The 18,615-nt window shown below is 33.8% G+C and carries 22 protein-coding genes; 21 read left to right on the forward strand and 1 reads right to left on the reverse strand.

Features of this window, described 5'->3' with window-relative positions; genetic code table 11:
* Window positions 1-231: 231 nt before the first annotated feature.
* The 9 genes from ACIQ7T_RS27340 (at window position 232) to ACIQ7T_RS27380 (ending at window position 7,663) form a co-directional block, all read left to right on the forward strand.
* Window positions 232-804 carry a glycoside hydrolase family 73 protein gene (locus ACIQ7T_RS27340; RefSeq protein WP_402875157.1) on the forward strand — a complete coding sequence of 191 codons (573 nt, stop codon included), beginning with the start codon at window positions 232-234 and terminating at the stop codon, window positions 802-804.
* A 12-nt stretch (window positions 805-816) separates the two neighbouring features.
* Window positions 817-1,455, forward strand: coding sequence for a response regulator transcription factor (locus tag ACIQ7T_RS27345; RefSeq protein ID WP_402875162.1), 639 nt, complete (start codon window positions 817-819; stop codon window positions 1,453-1,455).
* Entirely contained in the window at window positions 1,452-2,807 is a 1,356-nt protein-coding gene (locus ACIQ7T_RS27350; RefSeq protein WP_402875165.1) for a sensor histidine kinase, read from the forward strand. Before ACIQ7T_RS27345 ends, ACIQ7T_RS27350 begins: the two co-directional genes overlap by 4 nt.
* A gap of 392 nt (window positions 2,808-3,199) precedes the next feature.
* Window positions 3,200-3,769, forward strand: a complete 570-nt coding sequence (locus ACIQ7T_RS27355) for a DUF6434 domain-containing protein (protein ID WP_402875168.1) — start codon at window positions 3,200-3,202, stop codon at window positions 3,767-3,769.
* Window positions 3,770-3,986: 217 nt separating this feature from the next.
* A complete protein-coding gene (locus tag ACIQ7T_RS27360) occupies window positions 3,987-4,217 on the forward strand; it encodes an acyl-phosphate glycerol 3-phosphate acyltransferase (RefSeq protein ID WP_402875171.1) in 231 nt (76 codons plus the stop codon).
* A gap of 218 nt (window positions 4,218-4,435) precedes the next feature.
* Entirely contained in the window at window positions 4,436-5,056 is a 621-nt protein-coding gene (gene cdaS / locus ACIQ7T_RS27365; protein WP_402875174.1) for a sporulation-specific diadenylate cyclase CdaS, read from the forward strand.
* Between the two features lie 98 nt (window positions 5,057-5,154).
* Window positions 5,155-5,598 (forward strand): MarR family winged helix-turn-helix transcriptional regulator, encoded by a 444-nt coding sequence (locus tag ACIQ7T_RS27370; RefSeq protein WP_402875177.1) that lies wholly within the window; start codon window positions 5,155-5,157, stop codon window positions 5,596-5,598.
* Window positions 5,599-5,650: 52 nt separating this feature from the next.
* Window positions 5,651-6,592 (forward strand): ring-cleaving dioxygenase, encoded by a 942-nt coding sequence (locus ACIQ7T_RS27375; protein ID WP_402875180.1) that lies wholly within the window; start codon window positions 5,651-5,653, stop codon window positions 6,590-6,592.
* A gap of 15 nt (window positions 6,593-6,607) precedes the next feature.
* Complete coding sequence (locus tag ACIQ7T_RS27380) at window positions 6,608-7,663, forward strand: LLM class flavin-dependent oxidoreductase (RefSeq protein WP_402875183.1); 1,056 nt, start codon at window positions 6,608-6,610, stop codon at window positions 7,661-7,663.
* Between the two features lie 125 nt (window positions 7,664-7,788).
* Here the strand turns inward: ACIQ7T_RS27380 and ACIQ7T_RS27385 are convergent, their stop codons facing one another.
* The gene (locus ACIQ7T_RS27385; protein WP_370081221.1) at window positions 7,789-8,814 is read right to left on the reverse strand and encodes a DUF2332 domain-containing protein; all 1,026 of its coding nucleotides are present in this window, start codon (window positions 8,812-8,814) and stop codon (window positions 7,789-7,791) included.
* Window positions 8,815-8,936: 122 nt separating this feature from the next.
* Between ACIQ7T_RS27385 and ACIQ7T_RS27390 the strand changes: the two genes are divergently transcribed.
* The 12 genes from ACIQ7T_RS27390 (at window position 8,937) to ACIQ7T_RS27445 (ending at window position 18,399) form a co-directional block, all read left to right on the forward strand.
* The gene (locus ACIQ7T_RS27390; protein WP_370081219.1) at window positions 8,937-9,818 is read left to right on the forward strand and encodes a LysR family transcriptional regulator; all 882 of its coding nucleotides are present in this window, start codon (window positions 8,937-8,939) and stop codon (window positions 9,816-9,818) included.
* A 279-nt stretch (window positions 9,819-10,097) separates the two neighbouring features.
* Window positions 10,098-10,772 (forward strand): response regulator transcription factor, encoded by a 675-nt coding sequence (locus tag ACIQ7T_RS27395; protein WP_370081217.1) that lies wholly within the window; start codon window positions 10,098-10,100, stop codon window positions 10,770-10,772.
* Between the two features lie 82 nt (window positions 10,773-10,854).
* On the forward strand, window positions 10,855-11,778 hold the full coding sequence (locus tag ACIQ7T_RS27400) for an ATP-binding cassette domain-containing protein (protein ID WP_370081215.1): 924 nt from the start codon (window positions 10,855-10,857) through the stop codon (window positions 11,776-11,778).
* On the forward strand, window positions 11,771-12,553 hold the full coding sequence (locus ACIQ7T_RS27405) for an ABC transporter permease (RefSeq protein WP_370081213.1): 783 nt from the start codon (window positions 11,771-11,773) through the stop codon (window positions 12,551-12,553). The genes ACIQ7T_RS27400 and ACIQ7T_RS27405 overlap by 8 nt, the downstream gene beginning before the upstream one ends.
* A 13-nt stretch (window positions 12,554-12,566) precedes the next feature.
* Window positions 12,567-13,451, forward strand: a complete 885-nt coding sequence (locus tag ACIQ7T_RS27410) for a sensor histidine kinase (RefSeq protein ID WP_402875189.1) — start codon at window positions 12,567-12,569, stop codon at window positions 13,449-13,451.
* 1,096 nt (window positions 13,452-14,547) lie between these two features.
* On the forward strand, window positions 14,548-14,919 hold the full coding sequence (locus ACIQ7T_RS27415) for a DUF5713 family protein (RefSeq protein ID WP_402875196.1): 372 nt from the start codon (window positions 14,548-14,550) through the stop codon (window positions 14,917-14,919).
* A gap of 163 nt (window positions 14,920-15,082) precedes the next feature.
* Entirely contained in the window at window positions 15,083-15,676 is a 594-nt protein-coding gene (locus tag ACIQ7T_RS27420) for a DUF6241 domain-containing protein (RefSeq protein ID WP_402875192.1), read from the forward strand.
* Window positions 15,677-15,771: 95 nt separating this feature from the next.
* Entirely contained in the window at window positions 15,772-16,113 is a 342-nt protein-coding gene (locus ACIQ7T_RS27425) for an immunity protein TriTu family protein (protein ID WP_370083386.1), read from the forward strand.
* Between the two features lie 143 nt (window positions 16,114-16,256).
* The gene (locus ACIQ7T_RS27430; RefSeq protein ID WP_370083385.1) at window positions 16,257-16,475 is read left to right on the forward strand and encodes a hypothetical protein; all 219 of its coding nucleotides are present in this window, start codon (window positions 16,257-16,259) and stop codon (window positions 16,473-16,475) included.
* A 332-nt stretch (window positions 16,476-16,807) separates the two neighbouring features.
* Complete coding sequence (locus tag ACIQ7T_RS27435; protein WP_370083384.1) at window positions 16,808-17,224, forward strand: hypothetical protein; 417 nt, start codon at window positions 16,808-16,810, stop codon at window positions 17,222-17,224.
* Between the two features lie 235 nt (window positions 17,225-17,459).
* Complete coding sequence (locus ACIQ7T_RS27440; protein WP_370083383.1) at window positions 17,460-17,990, forward strand: DUF4303 domain-containing protein; 531 nt, start codon at window positions 17,460-17,462, stop codon at window positions 17,988-17,990.
* Between the two features lie 61 nt (window positions 17,991-18,051).
* On the forward strand, window positions 18,052-18,399 hold the full coding sequence (locus ACIQ7T_RS27445) for a hypothetical protein (protein ID WP_370083382.1): 348 nt from the start codon (window positions 18,052-18,054) through the stop codon (window positions 18,397-18,399).
* Window positions 18,400-18,615 lie beyond the last annotated feature (216 nt).

The following is an 18,615-nucleotide window of genomic DNA, read 5'->3' on the forward strand; positions in this document are numbered from 1 at the left end:
ATGGAGACAACATAAAAAATAGAGAAATCCGAATTTGAATTCATTCAAATTCGGATTTCTCACTAATTGAAGCTAGTTATGTCCCAGCCTCTTTTTTATTATAGAAATAAGTGAACAACGTATTCCTTAAACCTATTTAAGTTTTTTATCTAATATTATTCTTTTGTCAAATTACTGTAACATTCCTCTTTTAAAATACATGTATAAATTCATTTAAAAAGAGGTTATATAATGAAAAGAATCTGCAAATATAGAAAATCTAAAGTGTCAATAATTATACTAGTAGTTAGTTTAGTTTTACTTTCTGTATTTTTTATAAGACTATTTCAGAAAGAAAATGGAGAAATTCATTTTATAGATGAAATTGCTCCTATAGCTGTAGAATTAAACCAACAAACAGGAGGAGTGCTTCCGAGTATAACAATTGCACAGGCTATATTAGAATCGAATTATGGCAAAAGTGAATTAGCTATAAAAGCAAATAATTTATTTGGGATAAAAGGTAGCTATAAAGGCAATTCAGTAAAAATGCCAACTATGGAATATAAAAATAATAAAAGTTATACAATTGAAACTGAATTTAGAGCTTATCCAGATTTGAAAAGTGCGTTTATTGACCATACTAAATTAATTTTAGAAGGAACGAGTTGGAATAAGCATCAATATTATGATGTTCTTGCTGCAGCGAATTATCAGGAAGCAGCCCATGCTTTGAAAAAAAACCACTATTCCACAGATCCTATGTATCCAGAAAAATTAATTGCTATTATAGAACAGTATAATTTAGGGAAATATGACAATTAGGAGATAAATATAATGAATATACTTATCGCTGATGATGAACTAGATATGTTAAAGATTTTACAAAGTTATTTCAAAAAGGAAGGATTTACGGTATTTACGGCTACAAATGGTTCAGAGGCACTTGATATTTTCTATAATGAAAAAATTGATTTGGCCATTTTGGATTGGATGATGCCAGAAAAAGATGGGATTACAGTTTGCCGCGAAATGAAGAAGACTCAAAAAATTAAAGTATTAATACTAACGGCTAGAGATACTGGAGAAGATGAATTTATTGCCTTATCTGATGGCGCTGATGATTATGTAAATAAACCATTTTATCCAAAAGTTTTATTAATGAGGGCGAAAAAATTGTTGCAAATGGAATCCATTCAACGAATAAACGATGTTTCATTTGATATTTCAAGCAAACGTGTATGGATATCTGGAAATGAATTGATTTTAACAAAGACTGAATTCGAGCTTTTACGTATATTTAGCCAAAATAGAAGACAAATATTAACGAGAGATCAACTACTTAATTTAATATGGGGAATGGACTACGAGGGTGATCCGCGGACGGTAGATACACATATTCGGCGTCTACGTGAAAAAATTGGAGAGGATATTATCCAAACACATCGAGGAGTTGGATATAGTACAAGAGAATGAAACGAAAAATTGGAACAAAATTAACTATTTATATAACTCTTGTTGTTATCATCACATTTAGTATCTCACTTACGATAAGTCAGTTTTTTCTACCAAAATATTATCTTCATCAATTGAACCAAAAAGTAACTAATGCTTTTTCAGTATATCAGGAATTTGAGGATAAGAGTTTGGTGGAGGATCAATTTGATGTAACTATTCTTTCAGTATCGCTAAAAGATAATATTAATGTCCTGAATGAAAATTTAAAACAGCAACTTGCCAGAGAACATATTGCACTTAATAAATTTTGGGTTTCCGAAGAAGTATTACAAAAAGTTAATGAGGATAAAATTGTAGGCAAGGTTTACAATCAAGGAAAACAAAAGTCCAGTTTTATCGCACATTATTCAAAAGATGATTATCAGCTAATAATGATTGGAGCCTCGATGGCTAATTTTATTGAGATAGCTAATTTTATTAATCGTTTTAACATATTCTTTTTGATAGTCAGTATCTTGCTGATTATTATTATTACTGCCTTTTTATCTCGAAAACTAACAAGGCCGTTAAATGAACTCAAAAAAGTTGCAAAAGAAATTGGCGAGTTGGATTTTAAACAGGCTGAAATTCGGACAGGAGATGAAATCGAGGATCTTGCAAGAAGTATTAATAAAATGAGTAAGACACTTGAAAAAGCGCAACAGGATTTATCAAAAAGAAACATTGACTTAAAGCAATTTATGATAGGTTTAACACATGAGCTTAAAACTCCTTTAGCATTAGTTAGAGTATATTCCAGTGGAATTGAAGATGGTATGGATGATGGAACTTATCTTGCAACCATTAACAAGCAAGTTGATAGAATGGAAAAAATAATTACAGATATGCTTTATTTCGCCAAAACAGAAGAAAACGATTCTAATAAAACAAACTTTGATTTAATAAAGTTGATAAATGAGATACTGGATAACTATCGACACATACAAGGAGATAAACATATTTATTTTAAAACTGAAGTTACTAAATTTATGCTGTCGACTGAACAAGATAAAGTACATTTCATATTTGAAAATATGATTAGTAATGCAGTCAAATATGCTTCTGGAGATGAAATTCAGATTTTCTTTGGTCAAGACGGAGTGTTCGAAATTAGTAATGATACCACTCTTACAGATATATCTAGAATATGGCAGCCATTTTATGTTGGAGAAAGCTCTCGTGACAAAAACTTTTCAGGTACTGGGCTAGGACTAGCTACCGTTAAAAGCCTTATTGAACAATTAGAATATTCAGCTCAAGCAACGCTATCTAACAGTAAAATCATTTTTAAAATCGATTTTGTAAATCATGATTGCGTGGATATGCATTAAATCATATTATTGCTAATTTAAAATGGGTCTTAATATTAGTTGATAACAGTTGCTGAACTATCCTAAAACAACAAAATAAATAGACAAACAATCGCAACATTGTTTTTTATTTGGTAGTTGTATCTTTGCATACATGTATTTAAAGAAATAAGCCTAATTAACTTTGAATAAATTAATCAAAAGTCTTGATAAAACACTAAGCATTAAAAGTTTGACTCGAATTGGTTTGTGAATGTTTACACTTCAACAAAGAGCCTTACTACAATAAACTGTAGCAAGGCTCTTGTTTTTATAAGTAGCTGTTTTCGTAAAGTTTGTTGCTCTAAAAATTTGATTACATTAAAGAGCAAACGTTCTATAATATGAAAGTGTATACATAAGGAGTGTTATGAATGAGACCTATTCTTACAAAAGAGATTAGTAGTCAAAATTTTAAGGATTTTTATTGGTTAAAAGAAGAATTGCAATCATTTTGTAGAGATAATGGAATAAGCGCGTCGGGTTCTAAGATAGAGATTTCTGATAGAATTGAGACTTTTCTTCGGACAGGAAAGATAAAAAAACCACAAAGAAATTCTAAGGCTAATAATAAGCCTCAAACTAACAGTGAACTAAGTCTTGATACAGTCATTACGGAAAATCATCGTTGTAGTCAAGATGTGAGAGCATTTTTCAAGACAGTAATACCAAAGTTTCATTTTTCTACCTATATCCAAAACTATATTAAAAACAATATTGGAAAAACGTATCGTGATGTTGTGGATGCTTGGTATGAAGAAGAAAAACGCAAGAAAGACCCGTCACACCAGAAGAAAATTCCCCCTCAGTTTGAATACAATCAATTCATTCGTGACTTTTTCTCTGACTCAAAAAATAAAGGCAAAAGTCGTGCAGAAGCGATTGAAGCTTGGAATAAAATTAAGAAACTCCCTGGGAGTAACAAATATATACCTGAAAATTAGTCTTTTAATAGAGTTGATTTTCGACAGTCAGCGAAACCAATACCGCATTGTAAACTGCTCTGTTAGTAGGATAGCAACAAATCGTCTCTACCTTTCAAGTTATAAGAAATCAAATACAAAATAGTAATAGTTGTAGAACGGAAATTTGGAATATAGAAGAATTATAATGCGGTTAATAGTTAATTTTTGTATAATTGATTAAAGGGGAGTGGTTTATATGAATCAGCAAAAGATGCCACCAGCATTATTGCGTTTAATCGTTATTTTTCCCAATGTGCTGAGCTATTTATTACTATTTGGACTAATTATGTTTGTTATCTCAAATTATGACACATTAAAAGCGACGGACAACTTAACGGTTTGGCTTATTTTTATTGTAGTGCTTGCACCAGCTGCTGCCTACACAACATTCAAAATCGTCAAGAAAATCCGTACTGGACAAATGTAAACTAAATGACAACACGTGTATTCTTTAGTTAATCTAATGGATACACGTGTTTTTTTGTGTTTGTAAGATTACTCGTTTCATTAAATTACATTTTCAGAATTAATTTATTGAGAAAGTAGACTGAATGAAACCCAAAGCGAATAAAATAATTCCATCTAGAGAAACTAAAAATAAATATGAGTTGTTTCATAAAAAATTTGAACAGCGGGGTGTTTTTTGTGGATCCAACAAATTGTGATTTTTCACCAATGAAACAAACATTAAAGGAAGAGCTTCTGCAGGTCATACATTCATTACAGCAAAGTGTAGAAGCAATGGATACGGATGCAAACTGTCTTCTTGGAAATTTTGAAAAAATTAAAGAGAAATTTGTAACGATTGAAATGAAAGCTGCAACATTTTATTTAAATTGCTATCTTTCCCCGTTTACTGAAAAATATCCTGAGCTTTCGCATTGCGTACAAAATATGTCTAAAAGAAGACACGGTGGACTAATTGTGATTGAACGGAAGGATTCTGTGACATCGATTATACAGCCAGGTATTCATATTGGAGCAGAAGTAACACATTCCTTATTAGAATCTATTTTTTTTCCTGGAAATCCACTTCATGATGGCGCAGTTTTAATAAGCCAAAATCAAATTAAGTCAGCAGCAAATGTACTGCCACTGTCAGAGATATATACGGGGGAAAAGAAATTAGGCACAAGACATCGAGCAGCATTAGGGTTAAGTGAAGTAAGTGATGCGCTTGTCTTGATAGTGTCTGAAGAAACAGGGAGAATTTCGTTTGCCTTTAAAGGAAACTTATATCCAATTACGACCCATGGCATTATATAGTGTGAGCTTCACACTGAAAAACATCTTGAATTCGAGATATTTTTCTTGCTTATTTATCTCTTGCGTTGTAAAGTGATGAATGAGAGGAGGAGGAAGCGATGCGAAAACACACGCTCGGATCACTGACCTGGATTCGGATGATGCGCTTTACAAATCAAAGTAACCAGCTATCCAATGAGTTTCTAAAGCGCTTTGACTTAACGACTGCACAATTTGATGTCCTTATTCAAATAAAGACATATGCACCGATAACGCAATCCCAATTAGCAGAGAAAGTGATAGTAACACAAGGTGGTATGTCTCGGATGCTTGCTCGTCTTGAAAAAGAGGGACTTATTGAACGCAAGCAAAATTGGAAGACTAAAACAATCTCACTAACAGCTAAAGGCGAGCAGATGATTGATGCGGCAACTCCAAGTCAGCTACAATTTCAATCTTCATTTTTTGAAGAAGTATTAACAGAAGAAGAAATGAAAACTTTAAATACACTAATGTCGAAAATAGAGAAGCATAGTCGCGATAAAAAATTACCACCAGCGTGATTTTTTTACACTATCACTTGCTTAGTCAAGTGAAAACGAGGAGGAAACATTCATGAACAAATTAAGTGGACATCATCATATATCAATGCTAACAAAAAACGGCAAACGTAATAATGATTTTTACACAAAAATTCTCGGCTTACGTCGTGTAAAGAAATCAGTTAACCAAGATTCGCCTTCCATGTATCACTTATTTTATGGAGACTTAACAGGAGCACCGGGTACAGAATTAACATTTTTTGAAATGCCTGTAGCAGGACGAACAGTTCGCGGAACAAATGCCATTACACGTATTGGACTACTAGTGCCAAGCTATGACAGTCTGCAATATTGGAAAAATCGTTTTCAACAGTTAGAGGTTGAACATAGTGAAATAACAACATATGCAGGGAAAGATGCTTTATTTTTTGAGGATCATGAAGGGTTAAGAATGGTGCTTTTAAACAATCATGGTCATGAAACACCAGCTCATTGGCAACCATGGGTCGGCTCTGATATCCCTGCCGAACATCGTATTTTAGGGATGGGGACAGTTGAAATGACAGTTCGTTACTTGCAACGGACAGTTAACGTATTAAAAGAGCTATTTAACTACACAGCTGTTGAAGAAAGTGAAAAAGAAGCAGTATTGCAATCCATTCCCGGTGAAGTACTTGGAGAAATCGTCGTTAAAGAATTAGAAGGGCCAAGTGAGAAACCTGGTCGTGGTAGTATTCATCATCTTGCACTACGTGTCGGAACAGTGGAGGAATTGCAACAGTGGGACATCAAAATTAAAGAGCAAGGCTTTGATAGTACTGGCATTGTGGATCGTTATTATTTCCAAAGTCTTTATTTTAGAGATCGTAATGGAATTTTATTTGAAATGGCAACAGATGGCCCAGGGTTTACAGTTGATTCGGCAGTAGGGGATCTTGGTAAAGAACTTGATCTCCCACCATTTTTAGAAGAAAGACGTGCAGAAATCGAAGCTATTTTAGAGCCACTAGATTAAGGAGAGATTATAATCATGGAAAAATATCGCATTGATCAATCAAAAGGCATTGAATTTGGCTTGTATTCATTAGGGGATCACATTCCAAATCCATTAACTGGTGAACGTATTTCGGCTCAGCAACGAATCCAAGAGTTAATTGAAGCTAGTCAGCTAGCTGAACAAGCAGGTATTGATGTTTTTGCTGTTGGTGAAAGTCATCAATCGTACTTTACTACACAGGCACACACGGTTGTTTTAGGAGCAATCGTACAAGCTACATCAAAAATCAAATTAGCAAGCTCTGCGACGGTATTAAGTGTCTCTGATCCAGTACGTGTATATGAAGATTTTGCGACGATTGATTTAATTTCAGATGGACGTGCAGAAATAGTTGCTGGGCGTGGCTCTCGTGTTGGAGCATATCAATTACTAGGCGTGGATTTAAAGGATTATGAAGAAATTTTTGAAGAAAAATTAGAGTTATTGAAAAAAATAAATGACAACGAACTGGTCACTTGGGAAGGGCAATTCCGTGCACCACTTCACAATGCGCAAATTTTGCCACAACCTAAAAATGGGTCGTTGCCAATTTGGCGAGCTGTTGGTGGACCACCTGCTAGTGCTATTAAAGCAGGCTATCTAGGCATTCCGATGATGCTAACGACATTAGGTGGCCCCGCAGCTAACTTTAAGCCATCAGTAGATGCCTACAGAGAAGCAGCAGAGAGAAGTGGCTTTGATCCGAAAGAGTTACCGATTGCTACAACAAGCCTATTCTATGTTGCTGATACGACGAACGAGGCACTAGAAGGGATGTACCCACATTTAAATGGTGGATTCCAAGCAATTCGGGGCGCTGGTTATCCAAAGCAACAATTTGGGGAAGCGCCAGATACACGAGACGCCTTAATGGTCGGCAGTAAGGAACAAATTATTGAAAAATTACTATATCAATATGAGCTCTATGGTATGCAACGATTTATGGCACAAATTGATTTTGGCGGTGTGCCATTCGATAAATTAATGAAAAATATCGAAATTATAGGGAACGATATTCTACCTGTGATTAAAAAATATACCGCGAAATAAATAGCCCGAAGCCCTCAGTTAAGCGCCCAGTCGGAACGGAGATCAACCCCTCGTTTTGTCGGAGGACCATATTTTATGACGTTGCATGAGATTAAATCTTATGCAGCGTTTTTTCGTTTTAATGTTTAGTTTTGGTTGGACCACTTAAACCACCGAGCATGACCATCAGGGCGTTCTAGTATGCGTATAGATGTTATTTCTCCTCGATCAATAAAATCTTGATGCAATAGCATATCAAATAAATTGTTATAACAATGGTAGAGAGGTCGTTCCATGCTGATCTCTTTTAATTGTTCAATTAGTTCAAGGCGTAATTCTATTGGGATTTGATTGGCCACATGCGTATGATAAACAACTAATAGCGCATCTTGATTTATATCTCTACTAATCTCTTTTATAAGTTTAATAGCATCTCCTTTTATCAGCTCTAAATCGAGTTCTTTTAAAATAGGAAGTGCTTGATTTAATAAAAGTCTACGTTCTTGATGCTCTGGCCAAATTAATGCCTGTAACCAACGAAGCTCTTCCTCGTTATGAATATCAATAGGATTTAAATCGATACCAACTCGCTTACAAACAACTGGCGCATTTGAAATGGAAGCTGGAAGCGGTTGTCCCCGATTTTCTGAGGACAAGACGAAAGCACTATTTGAATTGTTTATATGAAGCTGATGATTATAGCAGTAATTGTATTGATCCATTCCAAGTTGAAGTCCTGCACTTGCCCCGATTTCTATGAAGGCTAGTGGTTTTTGATGGCGTTCATAAATTTCTGTCATCATCGGGTAAAGGTAAGTACAACGGCGAATCTCATTAGTCTGGACAAGTTTTTCTTGAAATAAAATCTTCAATTCTTCTGAATGGGACAAGACGAATGCTTTAAAAACAGGGTACACTTTATTTATTGCTTTAGGTGTTATTGTTAAGGATGGATAAAAATTAACTAATTCATCATTTGATGATGGCAGTAAATATTGAACGCCAGCTAATAATAAATTTGGTACAGGTTGTCCTTGGGGTATTAATGCAGCAATTTTTAAGAGTTCATCATCATCGGCAATTTTATTCGCTAAATGTTCATACAGTGGACTTGAATTTTCACATTCATTTTTTGCAAAAGTACGAAATTGCTTACTTAATTTAGCTAACATACGATTCTCCCCTTTGTGTAAAAGTAATCGATTCTATTTTTAGTTTATTATTGTTGGATAATTTAGTAAATTAAATATAGTTAATGAAGTTGATTAACAACATTAATGAATGGGGTGAGATTTTGGATTATAAATGGATACAGTCTTTTGTAGTAGCCGCTAAATCTTGTAATTTTCGAGTAGCCGCAGAAGAACTTCATTTATCGCAGCCAAGTATTACAGTTCATATTCATCAGCTAGAACACTTTTTGAATGTTAAATTATTTAAACGTGAAAAAAATCGTGTGCAATTGACGGAGGCAGGACAGCTTTTTCTAATAGAAGCTCAGCAAATCATTCATCAATGGGAAAAAAGTATTGAACGTTTTCAGTTAGCAACAAAGGGTATTGAAGAAAAACTAGTGATTGCAATGACTCCTTTAATGGTGGAGACGATATTGCCTCATGTTATCTATCAGTTTATCAATGAAAATCCTGCCATTGAAATATCGATTCTAGTAGAGGATTCAGCAAAAATTGAGGATTTAATAAATAGTGATAAGGCGCATATTGGTATTTCCTTATTGCCAACACGTTACCGCCATTGGCACCAAGAGCTTCTTGTAGAGAGTCCTTTAGAATTGGTTATTCCCCTGGATGCTTTCGATGATGAGACAGGAGCTTATATTGATTATGAGGAATTATTTCAAACCTACACTTTATTTACACACCATCACCCAACTATTTGGGAGGATTTATTACATAAACTACAGGAAAAATATGTAGTGACCAAGCAAGTGTCCATATCCCAATCCTATGTGGTAAAGCGCTTAATAAAAGATGGACTAGGCATGTCATTTTTGCCACGGATGATTGTGAGAAGAGAGCGCATGGAAGGTCGGTTTAATATCGTTCCCTTCGATGAATTAGCTTTGCAAAGTGTTCCTGTATATCTTTTTTATAAGGATTCAGTAAAAATTCCAGAAGAGCTATTATGTTTATTTCAGACGAGGGATTATTTGTAAAATTATTGTCAACCTTCCCGAGAATTACTTATCGATTTCATAGCAATATTAATGGTTCATATCAAAAGTAGAGAAGTCGTTAGTAAAACCTATGTCATGTAAGTTGATTGGAGTTGAGACTGGACGCCCCCTGTAGCGAAAGCGAAGCGGCAGCTACAAAGTACCCAGTCGAACGGAAATCAACCCACGTTAGGGTGATAGCTATTAAAAATTTAATGTTGAACGATATAAAGTTTTATATAATATCAATAGGAATATTTTAACAAAGGTGTGATTGTATTGAGAATTTTGATGGTTGAGGATCATGAAGATGTAAATGCGATGTTAACCGAATTGTTTGTGCAAGCAGATTATCAGGTAACAAGTGTGATGGATGGTATAGAAGGTCACCGGGCATTTCTGCAAAATGAGTTTGATATAGTGCTTCTTGATATTATGCTTCCCTATAAAAGTGGGGATGAATTACTAAAAGAAATTCGCGCTATTTCGGATGTACCTGTTGTTATGATTTCAGCTAAAGATTTAGTATCAACAAAAATCGATTTGCTTCGATTAGGAGCGGACGATTATATTACAAAACCTTTTGATCTTGGTGAGGTTCTTGCCCGTATTGAATCGATATTACGTCGTGTTAAAAAACAAGCTACACCAATGAAGCAGCTACAATACAAAGACATAGTATTGGATGATGTCGCTAAGCGAGTTACAGTGAGTGGTGAAGAGGTCTTGCTAACTGCAAAGGAATATTTATTGCTCGAATTATTTATGACAAACCAAGAGAAAGTATTCACGAAAGCAAATTTATATGAATCCATTTGGCAGGAAGAATATTTAGGGGATGAACATATTATTAAAATCCATATTAGTAATCTTCGACATAAATTAAAGACAAAAAACCCGCAAGCGGATTATATCGAGACGCTTCGAGGGCTTGGTTATCGCTTACGTCCATAAATTATCCGTAATCTATACGCCATCTTTACTTTATCTATACCTTTCATGAGTAATCTATGAATATGAAAGGGAGGTGCTTAATATGGGAGAAACCATATTAAAAACGAATCAATTAACGAAAACATATAAAAAGCATTCAGTACTTCACGACGTATCGATCGAATTAAAAGAAGGGCGTATATATGGGCTTATTGGTGAAAATGGTGCGGGTAAATCAACCTTAATGAAGATTATTTCAGGGATTAGTTTTCAAACAGAAGGTTCATTTGAGTTATTTGGAAAATCATCTGACAAGGAAATACAGCAGCAACGAAAACGTATTGCCAGCATGATTGAACAACCAGCGATTAGTCCTGATATGACTGCAAAAGGTAACCTTAAATATCATCGTTTAATGCGTGGGATTCCGAATGAGGAGCTAGAGGATGAAATACTGCAATTGGTTGGATTGACGAGCACAAACAATAAGAAAGCTAAGCATTTTTCACTAGGCATGAAACAACGTTTGGGCATTGCTATTGCGTTATTAACTAACCCAGAGCTATTGATTTTAGATGAGCCAGTGAATGGGTTAGATCCTATAGGTGTTGTTGAAATTCGTCAGCTTTTAACACGTCTTTGCGAAGAGCGACAGATGACGATTCTAATTTCGAGTCATAATTTACCGGAACTTTATCAAACAACAACTGATTATATCATTATTCATAAAGGGAAAATTATGAAACAAATGACGCAACAACAGCTCGACGAAGAATGTAGACATTATATTCGCATTGGTTGTACAGCTCCCGAACAATGTGCACATGTTTTAGAAACAGTTCTTAAAACACAAAACTTTCAAGTCATGCCTAATAAAACGATTAAATTGTATGATTTCTTAGAGGAACTTGGGGACGTATCAACCGCCTTATTTGAAAATGGGGTAACACTTACGGAATTTAGTCTACAAGGAGACACATTAGAGAACTACTTCCTTACGTTAATTGGAGGTGAGCACCATGTTTAATTTAGTACGTGCTTACCTCTATAAAACAACTAAATCCAAAATATTTTGGGTCTTACTGGCTCTTACAACATGTTCTGCAACAGCAATGTTTAGTATTGCCTATGGGATTGGCAATAATTCAATAAATGAAAGCATCAGCAACGTTGGTTTTTTACTATCTGATATGAATACGATGTCAATAGTAGGCGCAGTACTAGCCACTACACTTATTTGTTCAGATTTTGATACAAAAAATATCCATCATCCAATTATAAGCGGCTTTGCAAGAATCCAAATTGTCATAAGTAAAGCGATTGTTTTCTGGATTTTACTTTTTGTTCTTGTAAGCCCGTATATCATTGTGACAATAATTGGTTTATCAATGGACAGCACGTTTAGTATGGGTGGGAAAGCGGCCGGTTTTTTAAGCATTCTAACTTCGACTACTAGTGGTAGCTTTGGCGAATACGTAACAATAATGATCACCATGACAATGGTTTATCTTGCCCAGTTAACGACTTGTATTTTACTGGCGTTTGCCTTAAGAAAATCGGTGCTTGTAGTAGCTGCCTATTACATGATGTCCATGTTCTTTGGGCAGGTCGCTAGTTTTCAGGATTCATTTGTGATTATAGATAAAGTATTATCCTTCACACCATATTCAGCGGAGTATCTTACGATTAATTTAAGCATGAGTAAAGGTGATATATTTTCGGCCGTTTCCATTTGTGTCATCTTTATAGTAGTAATTATATATTTAACATTCATGACATTTAGAAAAGCAGAAATCAGGTAAGGGGATGTAGGGAATGTGGATAGTGGCAATTGTAGTCATTGTAGGATTACTATTTTATATTTTTTATATTCAAAGGCAACTACGATTGATGAACATACAATTGTCACAACGTCTACATCAGCAATATACACAGCCAATTAGCGTAGAGCTCCTAAATAAAGAAATAAACCAACTAGTGGCAAATATAAATCGCATATTAATAGAATCGCAGAAATCAAGGTCGTATATTAAGCGGGAAGAAAAATACTACAAGGAAATGATTTCAAACATTTCTCATGATTTTCGTACGCCGCTAACAGCGATAAAGGGCTATCAACAAATGCTATTAAAAGAACCCTTAACAGAAAAGCAACTTGCAAAGCTTGAAGTCGCACAAAAACATGTTGGAAGACTAGAGCAATTATTAGCAACGTTTTTTGAATATTCCTATTTGCATAGTAATGAAGATCAACCCAAAAAGGAACGTATTAATATATCAAATATCGTATTTGAAGAGATTGCTGGTGCCTTTGCACAATTTGAACAACAAGGAATAGCCGTCAACTTACCTAATTTTGAGCCGCTCATTATTAACTCTGATGAAGAAATGCTGTTACGCATTGTGCAAAACTTAGTACGAAATAGCATCATGCATGCGCAAGGGGATGTAACGATTAAGATGTGGTTAGAAGAAGAACATGCATATATCTGTTTTCAAAATCCGATTGACGAAAATATTCAACTAAATCCTAACCAGCTCTTTGATCGATTTTATACAACAGACAATTCCAGACGTAAAAATACGGGTCTAGGGCTATCTATTGTCAAGCTGCTAGCAGAAAAATTAGGTGGAAATGCAACGGCCAAAATAGAAAATGGCATGATTGAGTTTTTAGTGTGTTTAAAAAAGAATTTGTAATAGTAGTAGCCAAGACGCTTAGTGCATCTTGGCTACTACTATTACATAAAACGTTTATAACAATGTTATAATCACCATGGAAATATAAAACTATTTATGGTAATTATAGTATATGTAGTGATGGTTATGTTGGAAAAACTACTGGAGTCGAACTTACACATTGGTTTAAAAAAGGTGGAGAAGATACAATCCCACAAGAATTGAAAGGTGCCTATGTTATTTCAAATGATGGCTCAGGGAATCCTATTTTAATGAATTTAGAGGGTAATATATTTATTTTTTGGCACGATTCTTGGGAAGTGGAATTACTACATAACTCTCTGCAGGAAATGTTAATGAAATATTTCCCACCATCAGGAGGTTATTATGTATAAATTTACTGGTATGACAGATACATGTTAAAAGTTATTATCCATTGTAGATAGGAGAATAGGAGATCTTAATGGATGGATTAAATCAACATAAATACTAGTTAAAAGAATAGTTTGAATTACAAAAAATAAGAATGGGTGTAGTTATGTTAAAAAGGTTTAGTTGGAAGAAAAACGATATACATTCAATTCAATTAAAAGATAGTTTATATATCGTTGCTCAATTATTAGAAAGTCCATATGTTGCATTTTTTAATATTACGAGTGAAAGTAATAATTTTTATGAGAAGCCACTTGACTTAAATGATTTAAAACCTTTTGGGGTATGTATGGTTTTAAAAGATTTTTTTAAAAAGTGTTCTGTCGGAAAGGTGAAAGATGTAAAACCTAACTTGAATATCCCTATACCCGAGATCTTTATTAGTAGTGACAGAGGACAGTGGGGAAATCGCTCAGAATTCAGAGATGATGAACTAATATACAATTTGGTGAGAATTGATCCAGCAGTAGGAGATCAGGGTATTATGGGTAATGAAATTGTTCAGTATAATATCGATAGGAAAGATCCGAATATTTTGAATAACTATGAAATTACTGGATATAACACTGGTTACGAATTTGTACGTCGCTTAATTTTATCGATTGAGAATAGCCGTTGGATCGATCCATTAAAAGAACAACGATTGCTTGGTGAAGACAACTATTCGTTAAAAACAGTAGAAGAAATGTGGCGCTCTGGGGTTCCGAAGTATATCAAAGGAGGAAACATTGTGAAGAAACTTGATTCTGAATTCAACTATCTAGAGGATATGTATGAAGATTCTTTCTTTCCATCATTTTTAGTAGATAAACTTAAATTGCATATTGTTAATGTAGTACATTTTATTGAGGAGGGCACTCATACAAAAGAAGAAATCCAGGAAAAATTAGACGAAATGACTATAGCGATCAATGAGCTACAGGATGAGTTTTATGAAAATGGCAGTGAAATTGAAACGTTTGCACGGGATTCAATCGGCTTAACAGTAGAAAGAATTTTACAATATTTTGAGATTGATATCGATATAGAAGAAGCTCTTAGAGAACGAGAATGGTGAAAAATTGTATGTAATCCTAACTCACTTCTTTATCCATGGGTTTTAGAAAGTATCGTTTGTCGACATCTGATAAGGCTCCAAAGGGTTATCATAGTGTGTTACTGTTATTGCGCTGGTGTTTGCATAGTGTTCTGGGATAATTATCTATAAAGGTGGTAAAAAAATGAAGTTTGTTCATGTTTTAGGTATAGTTGTTTTAACAGCATTATTGAGTATAGGTGGTACGTTTTTGATTATGAATAAGAACTATGAAAACGAAAACTCTAAAAGTGCCAAGAGGGAATTAACTAGCGGTCAATCAATTGCAAAAGAAAATAATAAGGAAAAGTTTGTATCGACAGTGGATACGAATTTTGGATGGGAAAATACTACGTATTCCAAAAAGATTGATGAATGGAAAAGTGGAGATGAACCCTTTATTGATAATCTAATGCAAGAAGTTATTCAAGAAATGTCACATCAAAAAATTATTGCAGATGAGAAAGAATCATCCATTATGATTACACCGGAGAGAATAGAAACTTTACTGCAAATGGTAGAGGAAAATAAAGATGGATACGAACACAGTGATAAATATTTAGATATATTAAATCGTTGGAAACAAGGTGATTTTAAAATGGTGGATAAAGACCATAATGATATGTGGTTTATTCAAGGGACAAAAGAAGGTGGTATAACTACTGGTATTGCTACAAAGGAACAAGAGAAAGATTATATATTCCAAGTCTTTGGTATTCCAATTGAAAAGCAGAATTAAATTCGGTTTTTTTGCACTTGTGATTAGTATGAGAAGGTTTTCCGATTCCTGACTTGCTTGTTGTGAAGAATGTTGTTTCAAAGGAGAAAAAATTGATGCAGGAAAGTGAAAATATCTTAAAAGATTTTGAAGAATGGTTTGTTACAGCAGGTAAGTCGTCATTAATATCTCCTAGTCCATTTAAAATCGAACATATACTTCATCCAAATGGTAATCACTATTATTGTTTAAAAATAGATTTCGATAGTAATATTTCTATTGCAAGACTAACGCTTTGGGAAGAGAAATCAGTGTATTTTGAAGCTATAGATTTGAAAAATAATGAAAATTTTATTAATGAAAACTATTTTTTTTCAGATTTAAATGAATTAATGAACAAAGTGATGCTATTTATAAAGCAGTTAAATGATAAAGAGCAAAATGCGCAAGCAAAGTAGTTAGAAGTAGCCTCTATTAATTAAGTGGTTTTTTTATTAATGTCGTTTTTTTGATGCTCAATATAGAAAATACAACATGAAATAATGACTCTTTAGAGAGATGAAAGATAAGTTTTATTAGAATTCATATGGGGAGCGGGCTTATGGGTACAGAAGAAGCAATTGCTATAATTTATGATGGGTTAGTAAGTGAAAATTCAGTTCCAGTAAAAATAAGAACGTATAGGGAATTAGATTCTGATTTATTAAATCAAGTGAGAGAGGCACTAAATGTTTTAACTCAATACTATAAAGATAAAGAGACAGTTCCTAAAAAATTAGCAATCGCTATGGTCGATATCAATAGTGCATTTTCATTTTAAGCAGGGTATTTTGACGATAAGTTTTTGGAGGAATTAGAGGGAATCGGTATTGAGTTACAGGAAAAGGCAATAGAGCTTTTTTCTGAATGATTTATACCTAAAAGGAGAGGGATGCAATGAACTTCCTTGGTATGGAAAACTTACTGCTTTTTGATTTTTCTAAAAGCATAGATGAATATGATTTTGTCATTGAGCCTTTGAATAAGTATATGTAATAGTAATGAACCGAAACATTTCTTGATAATAGATTACGTATATTGCTGATGAGAGAATTAAAAGTGTATGGTGAAAATGTACGGCTTTTTACTAGTTTTAAAGAAGAGGTGCATTTTATGGATTTTTCAATAGTTTCAGACACTGCAGGTGCGAGAGTTGATGAATTAGCTAGTGAATTAGCACACGCATTGGAATCTAATATAAATTCAAAATATAGGAATGTCGATGTTTCAATCGGGATAGCCTTTAGATGCTTACCTGAATCCTATGAAAGAAAATCATTTATTAGATATAATAAAAAAGATAACTATTTGACAATCGATATGGCAGTTACGGTAGAAGAATATGAAAAAATGTATAAAGTAGAACAGAGGTATTATTTGGGGAATCTATTTTTAGAGTTTCTAAACAGGGCGTTAGAAAAACACAACTTTGAAGGGCTTGAAAAAGAGATGTTCATAAGTGACATTAAAATGTGGGCAAGAGAAATCCCTTTGAAAATGGATAATGGTTCAACAAAATTGTGTAATTGATTTAACGAAGAGATTGATTGGACTGTAGATCTAGACAAATAAAGATAGTTTTATGTTGGATGAACATTTCTGCAGAAAATAATAATTTAAAAACAAATTAAAAATTCGGTGGATTCACTTGTGAAAAATTCACACTTACATCAAAAGAGGAGTATGAATTATTTGGGAATTGCTGACGCTGATTAAAAATATATTGGATCGATGTAAAGAATATTCATACAAGAAAGGAATTTATATGTATAATGATGACCTCGAAATATTAGCTGACGAAATAGCAATTGCAACGGAAAAATCATTTTTAAGTTTATTTCAAAATCAAGAAAATTATTATTATTGTGCGTTGGTGACAACAGGGGAGGCTGTTGCGCCAGTTATTTCTGCATGGTCTTTAGAAGCGTTGGAGACGGTCGCTAAAAAATATGCAAAGGCAGATGCTGAATTAATAAAATGGTCATATGCAGATTCACCATATTGGAATTTTGGGTACGAGAATTTTGAAACTGTAAGAGAACTATTTAATGAGCGTATACTTGACTATACTGATGAAATTAAATGGTTTAAAGAAGTGGACTTTAGATTAGAAGCTATGGTTTTGGCTATGGAAAAAATAGATAATAAAGGACTATTTTCATTGACACAACCGAGAAATAAAGTGTACGTGAACGTTGAGGTAATGCCTCCTGATGAAACAAATATAATCAGAGCTTTACGCCTTAATAAGAGGGAAAATATATTAGATTGGCTTAATGAGGCAGCGGAAGAATAGTATAGTTTGTAGTGCGAATATTGTTAACAATTAGATAAAGTGTGCGTGTGTGGAGGGAATTATGAAAATATTTAGTACAGCACCAGATGGTAATGAAGCTGCAGAGTTAGAAAATGCCCATTATTTTAATTTGGCAATTAAAAAAAATGAAGAAAGCAATGAGTGGTTGAAGAAAACTGAGAAACCATATCAGGTTATGTTAGTTCATATAGATATTTTATTGATGCTTTCTAGAAAGTATAAGGCAGATGCGAACTTAAGTATTAAGAAGGATAGGGTTTTAGAATGGCAAAATACTTTTGACACATGGTTTACTAGGTGCGGTCAAAAAATCCCTTCAAAATATAGAACGGGAATTAAAGAAAATGGTGAAGAGTTATTTAAAGAATTGAGTGAATATGGTCATTAAAATATCTTATTATTTCTGTCACTTAAACTAGGGGATAATGTAATCTAAGGTGTTTTGAGAAGGTTATTATGTGTCGGTGATAGTTTCCACAAGGCAGCTTATTTTATAAGGAGCTTCTATTTAAATGACGGATTGTAATATTAAGTGCAACACCTAGAAGTCAATATAAAGGAAGCCCATAACGACCTCGTGTAGAATGTAGTTACCACACAAACA

Source organism: Lysinibacillus sp. NPDC096212 (assembly GCF_044763105.1).
Lineage (GTDB): Bacteria > Bacillota > Bacilli > Bacillales_A > Planococcaceae > Lysinibacillus.

Excerpts from the sequence above, each read along its gene's own strand:
- ACIQ7T_RS27340 (WP_402875157.1), top strand. The coding sequence starts at position 232 with ATGAAAAGAATCTGCAAATATAGAAAATCTAAAGTGTCAATAATTATA.
- ACIQ7T_RS27345 (WP_402875162.1), top strand. The coding sequence starts at position 817 with ATGAATATACTTATCGCTGATGATGAACTAGATATGTTAAAGATTTTA.
- ACIQ7T_RS27350 (WP_402875165.1), top strand. The coding sequence starts at position 1,452 with ATGAAACGAAAAATTGGAACAAAATTAACTATTTATATAACTCTTGTT.
- ACIQ7T_RS27355 (WP_402875168.1), top strand. The coding sequence starts at position 3,200 with ATGAGACCTATTCTTACAAAAGAGATTAGTAGTCAAAATTTTAAGGAT.
- ACIQ7T_RS27360 (WP_402875171.1), top strand. The coding sequence starts at position 3,987 with ATGAATCAGCAAAAGATGCCACCAGCATTATTGCGTTTAATCGTTATT.
- ACIQ7T_RS27370 (WP_402875177.1), top strand. The coding sequence starts at position 5,155 with ATGCGAAAACACACGCTCGGATCACTGACCTGGATTCGGATGATGCGC.
- ACIQ7T_RS27375 (WP_402875180.1), top strand. The coding sequence starts at position 5,651 with ATGAACAAATTAAGTGGACATCATCATATATCAATGCTAACAAAAAAC.
- ACIQ7T_RS27380 (WP_402875183.1), top strand. The coding sequence starts at position 6,608 with ATGGAAAAATATCGCATTGATCAATCAAAAGGCATTGAATTTGGCTTG.
- ACIQ7T_RS27385 (WP_370081221.1), bottom strand. The coding sequence starts at position 8,814 with ATGTTAGCTAAATTAAGTAAGCAATTTCGTACTTTTGCAAAAAATGAA.
- ACIQ7T_RS27400 (WP_370081215.1), top strand. The coding sequence starts at position 10,855 with ATGGGAGAAACCATATTAAAAACGAATCAATTAACGAAAACATATAAA.
- ACIQ7T_RS27405 (WP_370081213.1), top strand. The coding sequence starts at position 11,771 with ATGTTTAATTTAGTACGTGCTTACCTCTATAAAACAACTAAATCCAAA.
- ACIQ7T_RS27410 (WP_402875189.1), top strand. The coding sequence starts at position 12,567 with ATGTGGATAGTGGCAATTGTAGTCATTGTAGGATTACTATTTTATATT.
- ACIQ7T_RS27415 (WP_402875196.1), top strand. The coding sequence starts at position 14,548 with ATGTGGCGCTCTGGGGTTCCGAAGTATATCAAAGGAGGAAACATTGTG.
- ACIQ7T_RS27420 (WP_402875192.1), top strand. The coding sequence starts at position 15,083 with ATGAAGTTTGTTCATGTTTTAGGTATAGTTGTTTTAACAGCATTATTG.
- ACIQ7T_RS27425 (WP_370083386.1), top strand. The coding sequence starts at position 15,772 with ATGCAGGAAAGTGAAAATATCTTAAAAGATTTTGAAGAATGGTTTGTT.
- ACIQ7T_RS27430 (WP_370083385.1), top strand. The coding sequence starts at position 16,257 with ATGGGTACAGAAGAAGCAATTGCTATAATTTATGATGGGTTAGTAAGT.
- ACIQ7T_RS27435 (WP_370083384.1), top strand. The coding sequence starts at position 16,808 with ATGGATTTTTCAATAGTTTCAGACACTGCAGGTGCGAGAGTTGATGAA.
- ACIQ7T_RS27440 (WP_370083383.1), top strand. The coding sequence starts at position 17,460 with ATGTATAATGATGACCTCGAAATATTAGCTGACGAAATAGCAATTGCA.
- ACIQ7T_RS27445 (WP_370083382.1), top strand. The coding sequence starts at position 18,052 with ATGAAAATATTTAGTACAGCACCAGATGGTAATGAAGCTGCAGAGTTA.